At 44.4% G+C, this 17,652-nt stretch carries 14 protein-coding genes; 7 read left to right on the forward strand and 7 right to left on the reverse strand.

The genetic code is table 11. The features are described 5' to 3' along the window. The first annotated feature begins 45 nt into the window (after window positions 1–45). A complete protein-coding gene (locus AB4138_RS19820; RefSeq protein WP_372183068.1) occupies window positions 46–1,206 on the forward strand; it encodes an HD-GYP domain-containing protein in 1,161 nt (386 codons plus the stop codon). A gap of 132 nt (window positions 1,207–1,338) precedes the next feature. On the opposite strand, the gene gnd is transcribed toward AB4138_RS19820, so the two are convergent. From gnd to AB4138_RS19845, 5 genes are all read right to left on the reverse strand, one after another. Then, window positions 1,339–2,787 (reverse strand): decarboxylating NADP(+)-dependent phosphogluconate dehydrogenase, encoded by a 1,449-nt coding sequence (gene gnd / locus AB4138_RS19825; protein ID WP_017066265.1) that lies wholly within the window; start codon window positions 2,785–2,787, stop codon window positions 1,339–1,341. A gap of 28 nt (window positions 2,788–2,815) precedes the next feature. Then, a complete protein-coding gene (gene pgl, locus AB4138_RS19830) occupies window positions 2,816–3,550 on the reverse strand; it encodes a 6-phosphogluconolactonase (RefSeq protein ID WP_372307423.1) in 735 nt (244 codons plus the stop codon). Further along, window positions 3,547–5,049: a glucose-6-phosphate dehydrogenase gene (gene zwf / locus AB4138_RS19835; RefSeq protein ID WP_017059714.1), complete on the reverse strand. Its 1,503-nt coding sequence runs from the start codon at window positions 5,047–5,049 to the stop codon at window positions 3,547–3,549. Before zwf ends, pgl begins: the two co-directional genes overlap by 4 nt. A gap of 410 nt (window positions 5,050–5,459) precedes the next feature. Further along, complete coding sequence (locus tag AB4138_RS19840) at window positions 5,460–6,155, reverse strand: response regulator (protein WP_017069356.1); 696 nt, start codon at window positions 6,153–6,155, stop codon at window positions 5,460–5,462. 69 nt (window positions 6,156–6,224) lie between these two features. Further along, entirely contained in the window at window positions 6,225–7,877 is a 1,653-nt protein-coding gene (locus AB4138_RS19845) for a sensor histidine kinase (RefSeq protein ID WP_032545674.1), read from the reverse strand. Window positions 7,878–8,498: 621 nt separating this feature from the next. Here AB4138_RS19845 and AB4138_RS19850 point away from each other — a divergent pair. The 6 genes from AB4138_RS19850 (at window position 8,499) to AB4138_RS19875 (ending at window position 15,939) form a co-directional block, all read left to right on the forward strand. Further along, complete coding sequence (locus AB4138_RS19850; protein WP_009846577.1) at window positions 8,499–8,726, forward strand: hypothetical protein; 228 nt, start codon at window positions 8,499–8,501, stop codon at window positions 8,724–8,726. 215 nt (window positions 8,727–8,941) lie between these two features. Continuing rightward, window positions 8,942–10,381 carry a TolC family protein gene (locus AB4138_RS19855; protein WP_017063805.1) on the forward strand — a complete coding sequence of 480 codons (1,440 nt, stop codon included), beginning with the start codon at window positions 8,942–8,944 and terminating at the stop codon, window positions 10,379–10,381. A 3-nt stretch (window positions 10,382–10,384) separates the two neighbouring features. Then, a complete protein-coding gene (locus tag AB4138_RS19860; protein WP_372051455.1) occupies window positions 10,385–11,359 on the forward strand; it encodes an HlyD family secretion protein in 975 nt (324 codons plus the stop codon). A 7-nt stretch (window positions 11,360–11,366) separates the two neighbouring features. Beyond that, window positions 11,367–12,668 carry an ABC transporter permease gene (locus tag AB4138_RS19865; protein WP_065583586.1) on the forward strand — a complete coding sequence of 434 codons (1,302 nt, stop codon included), beginning with the start codon at window positions 11,367–11,369 and terminating at the stop codon, window positions 12,666–12,668. Beyond that, window positions 12,665–13,837, forward strand: a complete 1,173-nt coding sequence (locus AB4138_RS19870) for an ABC transporter permease (protein ID WP_102320370.1) — start codon at window positions 12,665–12,667, stop codon at window positions 13,835–13,837. The genes AB4138_RS19865 and AB4138_RS19870 overlap by 4 nt, the downstream gene beginning before the upstream one ends. Before the next feature lie 560 nt (window positions 13,838–14,397). After that, window positions 14,398–15,939: a sodium:alanine symporter family protein gene (locus AB4138_RS19875; RefSeq protein WP_017059723.1), complete on the forward strand. Its 1,542-nt coding sequence runs from the start codon at window positions 14,398–14,400 to the stop codon at window positions 15,937–15,939. Between the two features lie 126 nt (window positions 15,940–16,065). Here AB4138_RS19875 and AB4138_RS19880 read toward each other — a convergent pair whose 3' ends face one another. Both AB4138_RS19880 and AB4138_RS19885 read right to left on the reverse strand, forming a co-directional pair. After that, window positions 16,066–16,281 (reverse strand): hypothetical protein, encoded by a 216-nt coding sequence (locus tag AB4138_RS19880; protein ID WP_372307409.1) that lies wholly within the window; start codon window positions 16,279–16,281, stop codon window positions 16,066–16,068. A gap of 322 nt (window positions 16,282–16,603) precedes the next feature. After that, window positions 16,604–17,338 (reverse strand): chromosome segregation ATPase, encoded by a 735-nt coding sequence (locus AB4138_RS19885; protein WP_017059725.1) that lies wholly within the window; start codon window positions 17,336–17,338, stop codon window positions 16,604–16,606. Between the last annotated feature and the right edge of the window lie 314 nt (window positions 17,339–17,652).

Genomic DNA, 17,652 nt, shown 5'->3' on the forward strand with positions numbered 1-17,652 from the left:
ACGGTAAAAAACCCGATTAAACAGTGGCATAATTATAATTAAAGGTTGGCTTGCCACATGTTTGACTACTCCCATTTCAGTAGAGCAGCGGCCCAAGACAAAGACATCGTCGCCATAGTCGATGATCTCTTCCAGCTAGCTCGTGAACACTACCCCATATTATCTCGGCTATCCGTGGTGCTGTGCAGTGAAAATAAAGCATCGAATTATTTTGTATCGGATTCACTGTGCCAAAACGCCAAGCATCATTACATCGAACAGGAGATCAAACCCAACTCTGCGTTGAGTCGTCTGGCTGAATCATTGGAAACAAGAATTGTTGATGACCTCTCTTTGATGAATCCGACTAAACAAATCTCTCATCTACTCGAGCTTGGTCACCAAAGTAGCTATACCACTCCAATCCACTACCAAGAGAGTAACCTTGGGTTCGTTTTCATCAACGCCTCATGCACTGACTTTTTTGCTAAGCAGACAATACAAAGCGACATCGCCTACCTCACCCAAGCGATTTCGAACCTGTTTGTGCAACTCTTCGAACGCCAGAGACATTTTCAGTCCTCATTAGCCATCGCCCTAAACATGGGGCACGCACGCGATCCTGAAACCAAAGAGCATCTGATTCGCATGGGAAAATACAGCGAACAGCTCGCACGTACGCTTTCGCACAGTAACAATGAGATCACCCACCAATTCGTTCACCGCATTCGCTTGTATGCCCCGTTTCACGACATAGGGAAGTACCGAATCCCAGACAAAGTGCTCTTCAGTACTGAGCGTTTTTCGGAAGAAGAAAGAAACATCATGAACAATCACACGATATATGGCGAAGAGATGATTGATGACGTGGTTGCCCTTTCCCACCACAGCTCAATGTGTAGCGAAGAAGTTCAGTTCATCCAGAATATTGTACGTCACCATCATGAACGGTTTGATGGCTCAGGGTTGCCAGATGCGCTCGTTGGAGAAGCGATTCCACTGGAGGCAAGAATTGTAACGCTAGCGGATGTGTTCGATGCTTTACTGAGTAAACGAGCTTACAAACACGCATGGTCAGCATCTAAGGTAATGGACTACATTGAAGCGCATACAGGGTTGATGTTTGATCCAGAGTGCGTCTCTGCGCTGAAGCAAAACCTTGATTACTTCATGTCGATACGAGAGCAATACAGTGATATGCAAAGTCCACAAGCTGCACTCGCTTAACGGGTTGTATTGAATTTGCTGTCTGTGACTCTCTTGCAGAACCAACAAAAAAGGATGCCAGTTGGCATCCTTTTGTTTTCTAGTTTACAGCTAATAAGAACAACAAGGTTCTTAACTGATTCTAACTAACGATTATACGTCGTAAGTTGTAGAAGCAGTATCGCCGCCTGTACCAGTCCAGTTTGTGTGGAAGAATTCACCACGTGGACGGTCAGTACGCTCGTAAGTGTGAGCACCGAAGTAGTCACGTTGAGCTTGAAGCAGGTTCGCTGGTAGACGTGCAGTTGTGTAACCGTCTAGGAAAGATAGCGCAGAAATCGTACATGGCATTGGGATACCAGACTCTAGAGATTTCGCTGCTACTTTACGCCATGCTACTAGGCTGCCTTGTAGGATGTTTTTGAAGTACTCGTCAGAACCTAGGAACGCGATGTCTGGGTTTGCTTCGTACGCATCACGGATGTTGCCTAGGAATGCAGAACGGATGATACAACCACCACGCCACATTAGTGCTACGTTACCGTAGTTTAGGTCCCAGCCGTTTTCGTTCGACGCTTCACGCATTAGCATGAAACCTTGAGCGTAAGAAATGATCTTAGAAGCCAGTAGAGCTTGACGTAGTGCATCAACCCACTCTTGCTTATCACCTTCAACTGGAGTGATTGTTTTCTCAAACAAAGCTTCAGCTTCAACACGTTGGTCTTTAAGAGCAGACAGGCAACGAGAGAATACAGACTCAGAGATTAGAGTTAGTGGGATACCTAGGTCTAGTGCGTTAATACCCGTCCACTTACCCGTACCTTTTTGGCCTGCAGTGTCTAGGATCTTCTCAACTAGCGCTTCACCGTCTTCATCTTTGTAGCCAAGGATGTCAGCAGTGATTTCAACTAGGTAGCTGTCTAGCTCAGTCTTGTTCCAGTCAGCGAATACTGCTTGCATCTCGTCAGCAGACATACCTAGGCCATCTTTCATGAACTGGTATGCTTCAGTGATAAGCTGCATGTCACCGTATTCGATGCCGTTGTGTACCATCTTAACGAAGTGACCAGCACCGTCGTTACCAACCCAGTCACAACAAGGCTCACCAGCGTCAGTTTTTGCAGAGATACCTTGGAAGATTGGCTTAACCGCTTCCCAAGCTTCAGCCGCGCCGCCTGGCATGATTGAGGGACCGAAACGAGCACCTTCTTCACCACCAGATACACCAGTACCGATGAAGTGGATGCCTTTCTCACGACAATGCACTACACGACGGTTAGTGTCTGGGTAGTTAGTGTTACCACCATCAATGATGATGTCGCCTTCGTCTAGAAGTGGGATTAGGTTTTCGATGAACGTGTCTACAACGTCACCAGCACGAACCATAAGCATCACTTTACGTGGCGCTTCTAGCTTCTCAACTAGCTCTTCTAGAGAGTAAGCACCAACAATGTTAGTACCTTTAGCTGGGCCTTCTAGGAACTCGTCTACTTTAGCAGCAGTACGGTTATGAGCCACAACTTTGAAGCCGTGGTCGTTCATGTTTAGGATAAGGTTCTGACCCATTACTGCTAGGCCAATTACACCGATATCACCTTTCATTATTTTATCTCCTTGCGGCTATTCGCACTTATGCGATAGCACTTGCTGCATTTGAATCTAGGAACCACTCTGTTTCGCCAGTTTTAGACTGGATTTTCGCTGCCGGGTAAGGCAGTTCTGAAGCAGGAGTTGTATGAATTTCTTTAACGATCTCAACTTTACCTGCACCCAGTACTAGGTAGCTGATTCGTTTTGCTGCTTCTAAAACTTTCGCTGTTTTAGAAACACGGATTTGACCAGACTCAGGGTGAAAAGCTAATACAGATAGGTTCTCATCTTGGTAGTTGGTTGCACCTGGGAATAGTGAAGCTGTGTGGCCGTCTGCGCCAACACCAAGCAGAATCCAATCGAATACAGGCGTGCCGTTTTCTGTTGGGATTACGTCTGCCATCTCTTTTGCGAAACGCTCTGCTTCTGCTTTTGGTTCATCTTCACCACGGATGCGGTGGATGTTTTCAGCAGGAAGGTTTACTTGAGTAAACTCTTTTAGTTTTGAAAATAAGAGCGCGTTTGCTTCACCGAAATTGCTTTCAGCGTCGTCTGGTACAACGCAACGTTCGTCGCCCCACCAGAAGTGAAGGTTATTCCATTGAATACCTTCCGCGTATGGCGCCTGTGCTAAAAGTTTGAAAAGCATTTTTGGCGTGCTGCCACCAGACAGTGAAATGTGAACAGGTTTGCCCTGCTCGCTGTATGCTTTCATTTCATTTGCTAGGTTTTCAACAACCAGTTCAGGCGTTGCAAAGATCTTGTGATTGATCATAGTTCGCAGTAATCCGTGTCTGTTAAGTTTTTGCATGGGAAACGCCATGCGCGGCCATCACGTTGCAGAAGTTCATCTGCTTCCTGTGGGCCCCAAGTACCACAAGCATAGCCAAACAGTGCTTGAGGATCTTGCTTGAAGTCTAAGATTGGTTGAACGTACTTCCAACATGCTTCTACCGCATCGGTACGTGCAAACAGAGTCGCATCACCGTTCAGTGCATCAAGAAGAAGACGCTCATAAGCCGTCAGCATCTGAGTTTCAGGCAAGTCAGAGTAAGAGAAGTTCATTTTCACTTCTTTTGCTTTGAAGCCTGCGCCTGGCTCTTTCAAACCAAAGCTCATCTGAATACCTTCATCCGGTTGGATGCGGATAATCAGCTTGTTCTCTGGTGCATCTTGACCAAATACTGGGTGTGGCGTGTTCTTAAAGTGAATCACGATTTCAGTCACACGTGTTGGTAAGCGTTTACCTGTACGTACGTAGAAAGGAACACCATTCCAACGCCAGTTATTGATGTGAGCTTTCAAGCCGATGTAAGTCTCGGTACGAGAATCATCCGCTACACCATGCTCTTCACGGTAACCTAGTAGGTGCTGACCACGAACATCTGATGCTGTGTACTGACCTAATACTAAGTCTTTACGCAGATCATCTTCTTCTAATGGTTTCAGACACTGAAGCACTTTAACCACTTCATCACGAATAGAATCAGCGTTAATTTGTGCAGGCGGCTCCATACCTACCATCGCTAGCACTTGCAGCAGGTGGTTTTGGAACATGTCGCGAACTGCGCCAGAACCGTCGTAGTATCCGCCACGCTCTTCAACGCCAAGGAACTCAGCACCTGTGATTTCAACGTATTCAATGAAGTTACGGTTCCACAGTGGTTCAAACATCGCGTTTGAGAAACGAAGCACTAGAAGGTTTTGAACCGTCTCTTTACCAAGGTAATGGTCGATACGGTAGATCTGGTGTTCTTGGAAGTGATGATGGATCTCTTCATCCAACGCTTGAGCTGATGCTAAGTCGTAACCAAATGGTTTTTCGATGATCAGACGACGCCAGCCGTTCGATTCATCGTTAAGGCCATGCGCAGCAAGGTTTGCTGGAATCACACCGTATAGGCTTGGCGGGGTTGCCAAGTAGAACAATGTGTTATGGTTTTCGAATTGGTAGTCTTGCTCAAGCTTGTCTAGACGTTGTGCTAAACGAGCATAGTCGTCTACATCTGAAGTATTGATCGCTTGGTAATGCAGATGTTCAATAAATGCATTCAGCGTCTCTGGTTCAGTTTTTTCCATTTCCTGAAGAGACTTCTTCAGCTTCTCACGGTAAGACTCATCGCTGTACTCAGTACGGCTCACTCCAAGAATCGCAAAGGATTCTGGTAGTTGATTGCTAGCATACAGGTGGTATAGAGCAGGAATTAACTTGCGGTAAGTTAGATCTCCCGACGCACCAAAAATAACGATGCTGCTGTTTTCAGGTATTACCATCATCTTTCCTATAAAAACAAGGTTTTTAGTATTCGCCAAAGGTATCAGCGACATACGAAAATAGATAATAGGTCTTAACTATTACATCAATAGTAAGCGCCTATTAAATTTGAGAATGCGTTTGGTAAACGAGGGTGAAAGCTATCACCTCTATTCGGGACAGTATTGTCTATGACTATTTGATTTACATCAACCACTGTGAAAGCAATCGATTAAATATTGACTCATTTCGAACAAATTCTAATCGATAGTTCCGTTCATTTAACCCACGGGTGAAGCAAATCGGCATTCTCAAACAGTGTAGTCAAGAAAGAACGGTATCTGGTCGGTGGAGTGAGCAATAGGAAAGGGAGAAAAAGGTAAAACCAGCTTATTCAACTGGCTTTATATTTATTTTGATGGTGTCGTGTTTATCTTTGCGCTTTGTTGTAGCAGCGCTCCGGGCGACCTACGGTACCGTAATTTAAGTCTGCGACTAACTCACCAGTGGTAATCAAAAATTCTAAATAGCGTCTGGCGGTGGTTCGGCTAGCACCAATTCGTTCTCCGGCTTCATCGGCGGTAATATTAACGGCATCAGCTTGCTGAAAAATGGCTCTGATCTTATCCAACGTTACGCCATCAATTCCTTTGGGCAAGGTTGATACTTTTCCTGAGTCCGCTTTGGCATTGGCTTGCAGCATCTTATCAACCAAACCTTGATTCAAATCCGACACACTTTCAAACTCTTGCTGTTGAGATTGATACTTTTTCAGTGCCGCTTCCAAACGAGGGAACATTACTGGTTTCAATAGATAATCGACCACCCCACCACGCATTGCTTGCTGCAGCGTATCGACATCCCGAGCAGCAGTAATCAAGATAACGTCGCAGCCTTGATTGCTCCCTCTTACGTGATTAAGAATATCGAGCCCACACCCGTCCGGCAGATACACATCCAATAACACCAAATTCGGTTTTAAGATGTCCAGTTGCATCAGCGCTTCAGACTGTGTAGTGGCAATGCCGACCACGTCAAAGCCACCCATCTGTTCTAAATAACGATGGTGTAGCTCTGCAATCGCAATATCATCTTCAATGACCATGACTCTCGTGATTGCGTTCATTTATGTTCTTCCTTTAACCATGTTTTTCCCGTCACGATGATCTTCACAAGATCGCTTCGTGCTTAATTATTATTGTTCTTCTTTTGGCAGATAAACCGTCATTCGCGTGCCAAAATCGTGGTTGTCGACCATTTCAAGCTGCCCTTGATATCGGTCTGCCAGCTGCTTTATCAGATACAAACCCACACCACGATTTTGCTTCGCTTTGCTCGATACGCCTTTTTCGGTGAGTGCTTTGGTCGCCAACTCTTTCGGCAAACCGCACCCTTTGTCTTCTACTTCTACGATAATTTCATTACCAAAATCACTGATTGAAACTTCAATAACCCGACGCGCTGGCGCAATTTGACCCTCTTGCTTAATCGCCGTCATGGTGGCGTCAAAGGCGTTATCAATCAGGTTGCCAAGAATTGTGACAACGTCATCCGCGTTTAACCAGCTAGGCAGAGCTTCAAGCCTTGATCCCTCTTCCACTTTAAGCTCTAACCCAATCTCTCGAGCTCGCTCTGTTTTGCCTAAAAGCATGCCTGCAATAAGAGGGTCTTTCACCGTCTCTCTTAAGAACTCAATTAAGCTCTGGTAATGAGCGGTTTCTTGACCAATCAATTGTTGAACAGAATCCAACTCGCCCATCTGAATCAAGCCACTAATAGTGTTAAGCTTGTTTTGATGCTCGTGGGTTTGTGAACGCAGTAGATCAGCATATTCTTTGGTTTGTGAGAGCTGGTCTGTTAAATCGTTGATTTCATCTCGTAATCGGAAACTCGATACCGCCCCGACCACCTCACCTGCCACTATAATCGGGCTTCGGTTAGCAATGATTCGCTTATTGTTTAAATACAACTCAACATCGTGGTCGGTGTCGCCGGTTGATAGCAGTTGTTCTAAATCACTGCCTGGCAATACATCAGAAAGGCGCTGTTGATTGAGTGCTTTATCCCTGTCTATCGATAAAATATCGCAGGCACTCTTATTAATTGAACGTAAAATGCCGTGCTTATCGATGCTCAGAATGCCCTCTTTCACGGTACTCATGGTTACATCTAGCTCAACATACAACCGGCCTATCTCTTCAGGCTCAAAGCCCAAAATAGCGCGTTGAAAACGGCGAGATACATAACTCGAAATCAAAGCGTTGACCGCAACCACCAGCAACGCCATCACAATCAAAAAGGCTAAGTAAGGTTCGATTCGATCTTGCAACGAATCCAATAAGTAACCAACTGACACCACACCAATAACGGTACCTTGGGTGTCTTTTACCGCGGATTTACCACGAACTGAAAAACCCAGCGATCCTTTGGCTGTCGACACATAAGACTCGCCCAATACCAATGCTTTTTGGTTATCGCCACCACGCATGGGTTTACCGAGCCTGTCATCATAAGGGTGAATCAGGCGGATACCTTTATCATCTCCAACAACGATAAACGCCGCGCCAATGAGCTGAGTAAGGTTACGAAATTTAACTTGGGTTTCTTCAGACAAAACGTAGGGAACGCCATTAGGGTCCAACGTTCCATTTTCTTGAATAATGCTGGTGACAAGCGGCGATTCAGATAGAAATTCAGCAACACCTAACGCTTTCAAACCCATCTCTTGTTCTTGAGATTGTTTGATGTAGTAAAAACCAGCAGCTGCAAGAATCAAAAGTTCAACGAGGCCAGTGACCGTCATGATAATCAGTAACCTTTTACGGAAACTGATACTGCTCCATTTCATATTCCACCGTCCCTAGTGTTAGACGATCAATGTTAACACCAAGTTAATCGCATGACCTTTCTAGGGGCGTGAATTTGTGACTGCTACTCAACTAAATAATTGAGCAGATTGTTAATTGATAATCCTTTACGTTGTTCATCTCGATTAATCGTTCATTTTTAGGACTGATTAGCTTAAAAACCAAAATAAACGAATAAATATTGAGCTAGATCACTAAGCTTTTAGGTGTTTTTTAGGTTGTTTAAAATAAATACAATTATAATGGTTGCATATGAAGAAGTTTATTGTTGCTAAGCCATAGGTCATGATTTTCAGACCGCGCTTTGAATCGAAACTTCGATTAACAAAATAGCAACAACCCTTCGCTCGCTGGACGTATCTATAACTAAAAGTTGCACGCTCGCCGTTACGAATGATGAACAAACGGATTAAGTATTCTCCCCTATTCATCCATCGCTATTTCAAACTCGGCTAGCCAGACAACGAAGAGGCGACTGATAAAAGCATCACCCAATAATAAAACATTGATGAGCAGGAAGTATCGATCAGTCAGTGGCAACGTCCAATAGAAACAGGATAACAAACATAACGTATAAACATTGTTGAAAAGGAAACAAGGCAATGAAACGCGATAACTTTGGAATTTGTCTTACTAAGACTATGCTGTTCAAACACTTACAATCGACTTTTACTCACGTAAGAGCCTATGAGAAAGATGGCACCTCCCCTCTCGATCTCAAGGTATTGTTAGCATTCCCGCAAATGTCAGGTAGAGATTTATTACAAACAATGCAAGGTTCAAGACAATTGGTATGGCGCGCCGATCACCATTGTCCTAGCTTTAAATAAGCCACTTCATTTTGTAAAAACACTTCTATACTGAACTTAAAGAGCATGCTTATGCGTGCTTTTTAAGTTTCATTTATCTTTGATATTCACGTCACTCAATCTTATTTACACTTGATTAACGAGTTATGAGAATTTCTATTCATATGAGACAATCTATTCAAGACAAATGACTATCGCCCTGTTAACATTAGAGTTAATACTCTAATTGGTATTTAATGCAGATGACCAAACCAAAATTCCGATACCTTGCGATCGCCAGTATGCTTCTCGGCACTATGGCTTCACCAGGCTATGCAGCTCCGCTCACTTTTTCTGAAGCGTGGCAAATTCTCCAAGAGAACAACAACTCTCTTGCGGCTCAACAAGCCAACGTTGAACGTTATCAACACCTTCAGAACTCAACAAGTAGCCTCAATCTTCCTTCTATTACCTTAGGGGCTAACTACACGCACCTTGATAGTGATGTGACGATTAATGGTGAACAGTTTTCAGATAGCTTGAGTGGAGTAAACCCTGCTATATCCGCGATTTTGCGCCCTCTAGTTGGTGGCGTTACCTCAACGATTACCGAACAAGACATCTTTAGCTCTTCCATTCGTGCTGTGTGGCCTATCTTCACTGGTGGTCGAATAACCGCTGCGCAAAATGCGGCTGAAGGTAAAAGCGAAGAAGCGCAAAGCCAACTGTTGATGGAGAAACAAGCTCGCTACGAAGACTTAAGTAAGTATTACTTCTCGGTGATCTTAGCGGAAGACGTGGTGAGAACGCGTCAAGCCGTTGAAGCAGGCTTAACTCAGCATCGTGATTTCGCCATCAAGCTTGAACAGCAAGGACAAATCGCCCGAGTAGAACGCCTACAAGCCGATGCTTCTTTAGATAAAGCGATTGTAGAGCGCACGAAAGCTCAGAACGATCTTAAAATTGCGCAATTGGCGTTGACCCAAATCCTTGGTCAAAATGAAAGTGTAGAACCCTCTGAACAACTGTTTATCAATAAGAACCTGCCTCATATGGACGTGTTCATTGACCAGACACTCATGACCTACCCCGGCCTTAAGATTCTTGATGCAAAAGAGAAACAAGCAAGCAGCTTAATTAAAGCCGAGAAAGGTAAATACTACCCAGAGGTTTACCTTTATGGTGATTACAGCCTGTATGAAGATGACTCTCTAGCCAGTGAAATGAAACCCGATTGGTTGGTTGGCATTGGTGTGAATGTGCCACTGCTTGATACCTCTGGCCGTTCCGACAAAGTCGCTGCGGCTCACAGTGCCGTATCACAGGTTCAATTCCTTAAGTCACAAGCTAAGCAAGACTTAACCGTGTTGGTACAAAAGACTTACCTTGAAGCAAACCAAGCGATTGAAGAGGTTCAAGGCCTAAACTCGAGCTTGTCTTTAGCTCAGGAAAACCTATTACTTCGTAAAAAAGCCTTCACACAAGGGTTATCTAACTCATTAGAAGTGGTTGATGCCGAGCTTTATCTTGCGAGCATTAAAACCCAGCAATCTGCTGCTCGCTTCAAATACCTAATCTCTCTCAACAAGCTGTTAGCGCTAACCAGCGAAATGAATGCTTACTCCAGTTACTTAACCTCCTCTGTTCCGTCTGATTTCGACTCAAAAACAGACACCGTTAGCCAGTCAAAAGGATAATTCATGAAACCTATTAAGCCCCTTCTTCTATCTTTAGTTGGTATCGGCGTTATTGGCTGGGTCGGATACAGTTTCTATCAAGCTTATCAACCTCAGCCGGTTAAGCTTCAAGGTCAAATCGATGTGCAGCAATACAGCATCTCATCGAAAGTACCTGGCAGAATTGATCAAATATTCGTGCGCAAAGGCGATTCGGTTGAAAAAGGCGAATTGATCTTCTCTCTACTAAGCCCTGAGATTGATGCGAAGCTAGAGCAAGCAAAAGCTGGTCAGAAAGCCGCTGGTGCATTAGCACAAGAAGCAGAGAATGGCGCGCGTACTCAACAGATCCAAGCGGCTAAAGACCAATGGTTGAAAGCCAAAGCAGCTGCCGATCTGATGGACAAAACCTACCAACGTGTAAACAACCTTTACAACGATGGTGTGGTTGCCGAGCAGAAGCGTGATGAAGCCAAAACACAGTGGCAAGCGGCGAAGTACACCGAAAGCGCTGCATTCCAAATGTATCAATTAGCGCAAGAAGGTGCGCGTGACGAAACCAAAGTGGCCGCCGCTCAAAAAGCGTTAATGGCAGCGGGTGCGGTAGCGGAAGTTGAAGCTTACGCAAAAGACACACAGATCCACAGCTGGTTTAATGGCGAAGTCTCTCAGGTTCTATTGAGCAGTGGAGAACTTGCACCACAAGGCTTCCCTGTTGTGACTGTTATCGACACCAAGGATGCTTGGGCTGTGCTCAATGTTCGTGAAGACATGCTTAAGCATTTCGAGAAAGGCAGCCAGTTTGAGGCATACCTACCGGCTCTGGATAAATCATTAACTTTCCAAGTAACTCACATCGCCGTAATGGGTGATTTCGCAACTTGGCGCTCAACAGACGCAGCACAAGGCTTCGATTTACGTACTTTTGAAGTAGAAGCACACCCTGTCGATACGAGCGAAACACTGCGTATGGGCATGAGCCTAGTGGTTGAGCTTTAGGTGACTTATGTCTGCTAACTCTCAATATACTGGATCGCAATCTAGAGGCTCGCAATCAACTGAGCATCATAGAGCGAAGAATACCTTGCTTCGGCAGTGGGCGATTGTCCGCAAAGACAAATGGTTGTTGTCTTGCCTAACTTGGATTCCTTTGCTGCTTGCTGCCAGTATCTGGCTGATTTTTTCACAAGGGATCGCTCGTGACTTACCGGTCGCAGTTGTCGACCTTGAGCACAGTCAAATCTCGCAACAGTTCACACGCCTTGTTGATGCGTCACCAACGCTGCAAGTCACTCAGAAATACAGCTCTGCGAGTGATGCGGCGAAAGCGATGATCGAACGTGATATCTATGGTTATGTTGTGATACCAAGGCACTTCGACCGAGACCTTCTGCTCGGCTTGAATCCGCAAGTGTCTGTATTCTATAACAGCCAATTTATCTTAATCGGTAAGCTGGTGAACTCTGCCTTGCTGCAGGCTCAAGGGACTTTTAACGCGCAACTTGAAGTCGTGAAACAGCTGTCACACGGTGATACCACGGTGCAATCCGCATTAGGCCAAGCAGTAACGGTACAAAGCCAGATCACGCCGCTGTTCAACAAGAACACCAGTTATGCACAGTTCTTGGTGTCTGCGGTTATTCCTGCACTGTGGCAGATCATGATTGTGGTGGGCACGATATTGGTTTTGACGGCGAACGTTAGAGCTCGTGGGCTTCACGCTTGGTTATCCAACGCCCCTATGAAGTCACTCGCATCAACATTAACGCCCTACCTTGTCTTGTTTTTGATGTTTGGTATCGCGTTTAGTTTTTGGTTCTATGTGCTCTTAGACTGGCCATTTAACGGCAGCTTTGTGGCATTGACTATTGCCCAACTGCTAACCGTGATCAGTTGTATCATTATGGGTTGTTTGTTTTTCTTCTTAACACTTGATCCAGCAAGGGCGATGAGTTTCGCTGGCGCATTTACGGCACCAAGCTTTGCGTTCATGGGTATTACCTTTCCAGTAACAGACATGAACACAGCTGCTCAAATTTGGAGAAGCTTATTGCCCGTGAGTCATTACATCGAAGTACAAACGGCGCAGTCTAGTTATGGTGTGAGCGCAGCACAGTCTTTGATCAGCCTCTCTTCTATGTTGTGGTACGCAGTTCCTGCTTTCGTGGTAATGTTGCTAATTAAGAAACACTTGGCGCAATCAACTCTAACTGCACAAGCAGATCCATCTACAAAAGCAGCTATATCTGCAAAAACAACGCCGTCAACACAGCCAGAAGCATCAGCACAACAAGGAGTAAAACGATGAGCTTTACTCAACTGCTCAAGCAAGAACTCTTAGCGGTATTGCGCAACCCTGTCGTGCTTCTTACGGTATTTGGTGGTGTGGTCTTCTATTCCTTCTTGTATCCATTGCCTTACGCGAACCAAGTTCCTCAACAACTGAAAGCTTCGGTTGTGAACTTGGATAAGAGTCAAAGCAGCTATCAATTAGAGCGTATGGTGGATGCCACCTCTCAGATCGAATTGGTCCGTCGAGACTCCACCATCGCCGATGCGAAACAAGCCGTGCTTAACCAAGAGATTGGCGGATTCCTTGTCATTCCAGAAGATTTCTATAAAGACTTGTTGCTCGGTAAGAGCCCGACACTTTCTTACGCTGGTGATGCTTCTTACTTTTTGGTCTACGGAACCATTGTTGAAGGGCTTGCCAAGGCCGGTGGTACGTTAGCTGCGCAAGTTAAGGTCAGCCATTTGTTAGTCGAAGGTGTGCCTTTAGAATCGGCAGCCAAAGGCTACAGTGCATTCAGCTTGAACCTGAAACCAACGTTTAATAGTCGCATGGGATACATCGATTACGTAGTTCCAGCCGTCTTTGTGTTGATCCTGCAACAAACCTTAGCCATGGCTTCTGGTTTAGTGGGTGCAACCCAAAATGCTCAATCGACATTTGGCTACTGGAGTAAGACCTCTCCAGCGAAATTGATGCTTGCCCGCTGTTGTACCTTAGTCGGCATTTATTACCTGTTGTCGATGTACTACTTCGGCGCTAGCTTTTCGATGTATGGGATAAACCAGCTCGCCTCAACAACACAGATCTTAACCTTACTTCTGCCATTCTTACTGGCCAGTTGTTTGATCGGGATTTTTATTGGTGAGTTAGTGCCACGAAGAGAGCTAGTCACGGTTGTAGTGTTAATCAGTTCAATGCCACTGATCTTCTCTTCAGGTTTTATCTGGCCAGTTGAAATGATGCCCGAATGGTTAGTTCTATTATCACAGCTGTTCCCAAGCACACCGGCTATCCAAGGTTTCTTAGCACTTGATCAGATGGGTGCATCTTGGCAAGAGGTGGCATCTCAATGGACATTACTCTGGGGACAAGTTTTGTTGTGGGGTTCGTTATTGGCACTTAAGCTCTACCACAAATCCAGCAAAAGCACGGTTGGCAATAGCAATAGTGATCGAGCCGTTTAGTTTTATGTGCTATCGGAAAGTAGTCATGCTTTCCGCTCATCAAAAAAGCTCTTATAAAGGGCTTTTTTAATATCCTAAGATCCGAATACACTTTCAGCCTTAGAATGTTTATACACCTCGAAAACATATCGAATACTCGAAATCCCCTACGCGCCCTCTATGTCCCTCCAGCCCATCACTCTGAATTCTCCTTCACCCGACTCTATAGCAGCTACTGCATATGCTTTTCTCAGCATAAAAAGCATCGACTTATTCCCAAATGATGACAAAACCCGAACAATTGTAAATTTATTGTAAAAATTTCTTTGTTGGCATTATTTTTATGTATAGGATTGCCAGTAGGGCTTGGTAGTCCGAATACCATAGTCTTATTGGTGCACATACCAAAAGGATATCCATATAAAGCAAGATCAGTACTTATATTTATTTCGTTTTTCGACCTAGCTACAGCCGTTTATGTTGCCGTCGAATGAAGTAGATATAGCGCTGAAATATACAAATCAAATAGAAAACAAACACAACAGCAACAAACATAATTTATTAAAAAGACAGGGAAAACCATGAAAAACATACGTGAATTATTTTTTGGGTTTATATTATTGTTTAGTTCCAGTGCATTTGCAGAAGAAGGATCATTTAACCAAGCTATCAGCAACTTAAGTCAAAGTGTTGATGGTTTTTTCAACGAATACACAGGTTGGTTCGTTGGGCTGATATTTAAAAGTGTACCGATTGGTGAAGCTAACTTCCCAGTGATTGTTGGCTGGCTGTTGCTCGCTGCGATCATCTTCACTGTTTATTTTGGCTTTGTTCAATTTAAACGTGTCGGCATGGCGATAGACATTATCAAAGGTAAGTATACCGATCCTAACTCTAAAGAGGACGGCGAGGTTTCTCACTTTCAAGCGTTAACAACGGCGCTTTCTGGTACTGTCGGGCTTGGTAACATTGCCGGTGTAGGTGCTGCACTTGCGATTGGTGGTCCTGGCGCGACATTCTGGATGATCTTGTGTGGCCTTCTGGGTATGGCTTCTAAGTTCTGTGAGTGTACTTTAGGTGTGAAATACCGAACTATCCTACCTTCAGGTGTTGTTTCGGGCGGTCCAATGTACTACCTAAGCCAAGGTCTGGGTGAAAGAGGTTTAGGCGGACTAGGTAAAGTGCTCGCTATTGGTTTCGCATTAATGTGTATTTTAGGCGCATTAGGCGGCGGTAACATGTTCCAAGCTAACCAAGCACACGCCATGTTAACTTACGCATTTGATGTACCAAGTGAATACGGTGTGATCACTGGCCTTGTACTTGCTTCTTTAGTTTTCTCTGTGATTGTTGGTGGTATGCCTTCTATCGCATCGGTAACGGAAAAAGTTGTTCCTTGGATGGCTGCTCTGTATATCGGTATGGCTCTGATTGTTATCGGTTCTAACCTTGATCAAGTCGGCCCTGCGTTCAGCGCAATCTTTACAGGTGCATTTACTGGTGAAGGTGTTGTTGGTGGATTTATTGGTGCGTTAATTCAAGGCTTGAAACGTGCAACGTTCTCGAACGAAGCAGGTGTAGGTTCAGCAGCTATCGCTCACTCAGCGGTTAAAACAAAAGAACCAATCACCGAAGGTCTAGTATCACTATTAGAACCGTTCGTTGATACGGTAATCATTTGTACAATGACCGCATTGGTTATCACTATTGCTGGCTTAAACGTAGGTCCATTCGATGGTTCTGGTTTAACGGGCGTAACGCTGACTGCTGCATCGTTTACTGAAACGGCAGAAGTATTCAAATACACACTCGCTCTCGCGGTAATTATGTTTGCGTTTTCTACCATGATCTCTTGGTCGTACTACGGTCTTAAGGCTTGGACTTACCTATTTGGTGAAGGTAAAACAACGGAACTGATTTTCAAAGTGATGTTCTGTGTGTTTGTTGTTATTGGTGCCACGATTCAATTTGGTGCGGTAATCGACTTCTCTGATGCGGCTATCTTTGCGATGTCTATCTTCAACATTCTTGGTCTGTACTTCTTGATGCCAGTTGTGAAGAAAGAACTGCAATCGTTTGTTGCTCGTGTGAAATCAGGCGAAATCAAAACGTATGAGAAATAACGTTTAGTGGAATGAGGTTTTGCTCTAGTAGCTAACTGCATTCTAAGAAACGAAACTGTTCTAAAAATTTTTGTAAGACCCTTTGCTTGAGAAAGCGAGAACAGGACTGCAACTTATCCAAAATCCCTACCAGCTTGGCTTGTGGGGATTTTTTATGTCTGAACGATTAGGCGAATAACTACCTTCAATGCCCTGCTCACTCTTTTCACCCTTTTCACTCTGTTCAACATCGACACGACGAACCAACTCTTCTACTTTGATCATCTCTTTTTGCGCTAATGGCGAGCGACAATCATCGAAACAATAAGCTATGGTGCAGTTCTCACAAAGATACTCTGGCATCACTCCATCCCTTTTCGTCAAAGCAGCCAAATGCGAGCTAGCAATCGACTGCGTGTTCATCCTGAACAACACTATTATGCAGCGACTCTGAGCTGAAAATATGTATGCAAAGTCATTTAATAGACAACAAGTAACATATCATTGTGGATATACGTAACTATTCACAAATATCTAAGCAAACAATGAAAACACGCAAATAATCAATAATGAGAAAGCACCGGATCTATGCTCTCGACAAACGCAAAACGCCCACATCACGTGTGTGATGTGGGCGTTTCAATATTTAATGCAAAACTAACGTTAGGTTGGTAAAGCCTTCGGCTTATAAACCCATCTCTTCAGTGAGCGTTTTGATCTGCTTGAGATCCATGGTGTGGACTTCAATCATTTGTCTGATATCGCTCAGTCGAGAGTTAGCGTTATCTTGCTTCTCACACGCGTCAGATTTCGCATCCCATGATGTGCCATCTAAGTAAACATCACACGCTTTCTTAAGAGAACCAAGATTCTGCTCGAGTTGATCTCTTTCTTTCTCAAGTTTTTCAAGTTCTTGAGAAATCTGTAATTCTTTTCGGAAAACTTCACGCGCACGCTCAAACAAAGTCGATTGCATGTCAGCCTGACGATTAAGTTTCTGGTTGTCTTGCTGAGTTTGCTCTAACGTTTGCTTCTGTTCATTTAGCTGTTGCTCTAACGAGTAGTTCGCCTTCTCTAAAACCGAAGACTGCTTCGCTAATTCCTGGAGCTCTTTTTGATGCTCTTCCGTTTGTTTCACTAGAGCGGCTTCTACTTTCGCATCGATTTCGGTATCAACTTTTGCCACTTTAGTTTCAACGGATGTCATCAACTGTGCTCTGCTGTCATGCAGTTCTTGATAACGAGTTTCGAGTACCTGATAAGTGGACTCCCACTTAGAAGCCGTAACTGTAGAACCAATTAAGCCACCCAGTGCTAAACCTATAACCGCAGCAATGCCGATATAGAGCTGACTGCGCTTATCGCGTTCTTCTATAACAACCACTTCATCTTGTTCGCTTTGTCCAGATTGCTGGTTCACTAGCGGGTACTCCCAAAAATTTATTTAACGTTACGCGGTCACTGACACGAATGCCAATACTGATTGTGAAGGCTCAGTTAAACCTATCGCTCAAGCCAGAAGCACTTAAGCTTTACTAACACATTCATCCCACCTGTTTACAGGCAGGCTTAACGAGTTAACTCCGAAATCATCAAGCTGGCAGTATACAAAAGGAAACTGCTAACGATAACTATCACTACCCATTTTTGCAGTTTTTCGTTTGTCCGGTAACGAAATAGTACAAATGCCAAAGCCAATAAAAAAACAATCGCTATTAGTCGAGTCATAACTCC

It is taken from the genome of Vibrio sp. 10N.286.52.C3 (assembly GCF_041468865.1).
GTDB lineage: Bacteria > Pseudomonadota > Gammaproteobacteria > Enterobacterales > Vibrionaceae > Vibrio > Vibrio crassostreae_C.